This window comes from Streptomyces sp. NPDC049577 (assembly GCF_040675635.1).
GTDB lineage: Bacteria > Actinomycetota > Actinomycetes > Streptomycetales > Streptomycetaceae > Streptomyces.
In genome coordinates this window covers 1-3,876 of the sequence record NZ_JBFAPH010000464.1, presented here as the reverse complement: position 1 = coordinate 3,876, position 3,876 = coordinate 1, and the positions used below count along the sequence as shown (strand labels likewise).

General features: G+C 71.5%; 4 protein-coding genes. 2 read left to right on the top strand and 2 right to left on the bottom strand.

What is annotated here, in order from left to right; genetic code table 11:
• Together AB0K09_RS30970 and tdh are read right to left on the bottom strand one after the other, a co-directional pair.
• The coding region (locus AB0K09_RS30970) for a glycine C-acetyltransferase (RefSeq protein WP_366068725.1) at positions 1–979 on the bottom strand (979 nt) is incomplete at its 3' end.
• Between the two features lie 73 nt (positions 980–1,052).
• Positions 1,053–2,093 (bottom strand): L-threonine 3-dehydrogenase, encoded by a 1,041-nt coding sequence (gene tdh / locus AB0K09_RS30965; RefSeq protein ID WP_366068724.1) that lies wholly within the window; start codon positions 2,091–2,093, stop codon positions 1,053–1,055.
• Between the two features lie 97 nt (positions 2,094–2,190).
• Between tdh and AB0K09_RS30960 the strand changes: the two genes are divergently transcribed.
• Together AB0K09_RS30960 and AB0K09_RS30955 are read left to right on the top strand one after the other, a co-directional pair.
• On the top strand, positions 2,191–3,105 hold the full coding sequence (locus AB0K09_RS30960; protein ID WP_366068723.1) for a LysR family transcriptional regulator: 915 nt from the start codon (positions 2,191–2,193) through the stop codon (positions 3,103–3,105).
• A gap of 44 nt (positions 3,106–3,149) precedes the next feature.
• Positions 3,150–3,830: a hypothetical protein gene (locus tag AB0K09_RS30955; protein ID WP_366068722.1), complete on the top strand. Its 681-nt coding sequence runs from the start codon at positions 3,150–3,152 to the stop codon at positions 3,828–3,830.
• Positions 3,831–3,876 lie beyond the last annotated feature (46 nt).

Below are 3,876 nucleotides of genomic sequence, written 5' to 3'. Positions count from 1 at the left end.
GGTGCTCGCCGGGCAGCACCTCGAAGCCGGCCGCGGTCATCTCGGCGCGGAACAGCTTGGTGTTCTCCCGCAGCCGCGCCCGGCGGTCGCCCGACTCGGCCAGCAGGTCGAGGACGCGCAGGGAGGCGCCGACGATCGAGGGGGCCAGGGAGTTGGAGAACAGGTAGGGACGCGAACGCTGGCGCAGCAGCTCGACGATCTCGGCGCGGGCGGCGACGTAGCCACCGCTGGCGCCGCCGAGCGCCTTGCCGAGGGTGCCGGTGATGATGTCCACGCGCTCGGTCACCCCGAAGAGCTCGGGCGTACCGCGGCCCTCCTCGCCGACGAAGCCGACGGCGTGGGAGTCGTCGACCATGACGAGGGCGCCGTACTTGTCGGCCAGGTCGCAGATCTCGTCCAGGGGGGCGATGTAGCCGTCCATGGAGAAGACGCCGTCGGTGACGATCAGCTTGTGGCGGGCGCCGGCCGCCTCCTTCAGGCACCGCTCCAGGTCGGCCATGTCGCGGTTGCGGTAGCGGAAGCGGGAGGCCTTGGACAGGCGGATGCCGTCGATGATGCTGGCGTGGTTGAGCTCGTCGGAGATCACCGCGTCCTCGGCGGTCAGCAGCGTCTCGAAGACGCCGCCGTTGGCGTCGAAGCACGAGCTGTAGAGGATCGTGTCCTCCATGCCGAGGAACTCGGAGATGCGGCGCTCCAGCTCCTTGTGCGGGGCCTGGGTGCCGCAGATGAAGCGGACCGAGGCCATGCCGAAGCCCCACTCGTCCAGCGCCTTCTTGGCGGCGGCGACGACCTCGGGGTGGTCGGCCAGGTCCAGGTAGTTGTTGGAGCAGAAGTTCACGACCTGGCTGCCGGCCGCGCCGTCGCCGACGGAGATGGCGGCGGACTGGGGGCTGGTGATCACGCGCTCGGACTTGTACAGCCCGGCGTCACGGATCTCCTGCAGCTCGGTGCGCAGGTGCTCGCGCATCGTCTCGAACACGGGACTCCTCAAGTGGTGATGCGCCGGCTCCGCCGCGCGTGGGGCGCGGCGGAGTGCGGCATGCGGGCGGTGGTCAGGGGACGGTCGGCCGGGTCCAGTCGATGATCACCTTGCCGCACTGGCCGGAGCGGGCGGTGGTGAACGCCTGGGAGTGCTCCTCGAAGCCGAAGCGGTGGGTTATCACCGGGGAGATGTCCAGGCCGCTGCGGAGCAGCACGGACATGGCGTACCAGGTCTCGTACATCTCGCGGCCGTAGATGCCGCGCAGGGTCAGCATGCGGGTGACGAGGGTGGCCATGTCGATGCTGACCTCGCCGGACGGCAGGCCGAGGGCGGCGATGCGGCCGCCGGGCGACATGTTGGCGATCATGTCCTGGAGCGCGTCGGCGCGACCGGACATCTCCATGCCCACGTCGAAGCCCTCGGTCATGCCGAGCTCGGGCATGACGTCCGTGATCCGCTGGCGGCTGACGTCGAGGGCGACGGTGGCGCCCATCTTCTGCGCCAGTGCGAGCCGGTACGGGCTGACGTCGGTGATCACGGTGCTGCGGGCGCCGGCGTGGCCGGCGACGGCCGCGGCCATCATGCCGATCGGGCCCGCGCCGGTGATCAGCACGTCCTCGCCCAGGACGGGGAAGGACAGGGCGGTGTGGACCGCGTTGCCGAAGGGGTCGAATATGGCGGCCACGTCGATGTCGATCTCGTGGCGGTGGACCCAGACGTTGGACGCGGGCAGGACCACGTACTCGGCGAACGCGCCGTCGGTGTGCACGCCCAGGCCGATGGTGCGGATGCACAGGTGGCGGCGGCCGGCCATGCAGTTGCGGCAGGTGCCGCACACCAGGTGTCCCTCGCCGCTGACGATGTCGCCCTCGGTGACCGAGGTGACACCCGGGCCGGTCGCGACGACCTCACCGGCGAACTCGTGACCGACGACCAGGGGGGCGCGCACGGTGCTCGCCGCCCAGGCGTCCCAGCTCTCGATGTGCAGATCGGTCCCGCAGATGCCGGTGCGCAGAACCTTGATCAACACCTGACCCGGGCCGGCCTCGGGGGTGGGAACCTCGATGAGTTCCAGCCCCGGTCCGGCGCCGGTCTTTACCAATGCCCTCATGGAAGATGACTTTGGTACCTGGCGTCTGTGAAGTCCATCAACATTTTTCCACGGTGCTCGTGAAGGTTTCCTTCACGATTCTGCGATAGTGGCACATGTGATCGACCCCCGCCGCCTGCGCGTACTGCGCGCCCTCGCCGACCACGGCACCGTCACCGCCGCCGCGCACGCCCTGTACCTGTCGCCGTCCGCGGTGTCCCAGCAGCTGACCGCCCTGGAGACCGAGACCGGGCACACCCTGGTCGAGCGGCGCGGCCGGACCGTCAGGCTCACCGCCGCCGGGAGCGTGCTCGCCGAGCACGCCGCCGCGGTCGCCGCGCAGCTGGAGCGGGCCGAGGCCGACCTCGCCCGCTGCTCCACAGGCCTGGCCGGGGAGGTCACCCTCGCCGCGTTCGCCACCTCCATCACGGAGGTCGTCGCGCCGGCCGTGGCCGCGCTGCGGCAGCAGGCTCCGCAGGTGCGCATCCACGTGAAGGACGCCGAGGGGCCCACTGCCGTCCGGCTGCTCACCGACGGCGAGGCCGACATCGCGGTCGCCGTCGAGCACCGCGACTCCCTCGCACCGGCCGGCGCCCGGCTCCTGCTCACCCCGCTGTACGAGGAACCGTTCGACGCGGTCCTCCCGCCCCGTCACCGGCTCGCCGGGGCGCCGGAGGTGCGTCTGACCGATCTGCGCGAGGAGCGGTGGATCACCCCCTGGCCCGGCAACCCCGTGCACGAGGCGGTGCTGCGGGCCTGCGAGGAGGCGGCTTTCCAGCCGCGCGTGGAGTGCCTGTCCGACGACTTCTCGGCGGTCTGCGCGCTCGTCGCGGCCGGTGCGGGCGTCGCCCTCGTACCGCGCTCGGCACTGCACGGCATCCGCCCCGCCCTCACCCCGGCCGTCCGGCCCCTGGACGGTCCGGGCCCGGTGCGGCGGGTCTTCACCGCCGTGCGCCGGGGCAGTGAGAGCCATCCCCTGCTGCGCCTGGTGCTGACGGAACTGCGCGCGAAGGCGGCGGCGATCGCCGCCTGACGGTGATTTCCCCTGATGGCTCATCACACGAGATTCTTGCGCCCATGAATCCGCATGATCCTTCGCAACCGGTTCCCCCGGCCCGCCGGCGGTCGGGACGCCTGCCCGCCCTCATCACCCTGGCGGTGGTCCTCGGCCTGGGCTTCGGCGCGTCCAAGTTGTTCGGCGACCACTCCTCGAAGTCCTCCCCCTCCCCCTCCTCCGCCTCCTCCGCCCCGCCGGCCACGCACAAGGCGGGCGACTGGAACGTGGGCGACTGCGGCGGCCCCGATCCGGACCGCAGGCCCGACGGCTACAGGCCGTACGGCTGCGGCGACCCGCAGGCCGCCTTCAAGGCCATCGAGGTCAAGGCCGGCAGCTTCCTGCCGGACTCCATACAGTGCCCGGGCGGCACGGACCTCATCATCCAGGTGAGCATCTCCTTCGGCTCGTCCAAGGACGGCAAGGACGGCAAGGGCGGCATCCCCAGCAAGACGGTCTGCGGGCGCAACCTCTCGGGCGACCACCCCGGCGACCCGGGCGCCGGCGGCGGGCAGCTGGTGAAGGGCGACTGCGTGACCTCCACCGCCAAGGAGGTGCCGTGCGCCTCCGCGACCGGGGACGGCTACAAGGTCCTCGACCTCGTCAAGAACCGGTCCGCGTGCCCGGAGGACACCACCGAGCCGATGGAACTGACCATCGCCATCGGCCGGCCGTACGACGTGATCTGCGCGGCGAAGGCGTAGGGCTCACCGGGCGGCGTGGCTAGCTCGCCGCCAGGGTGGCGGCGAG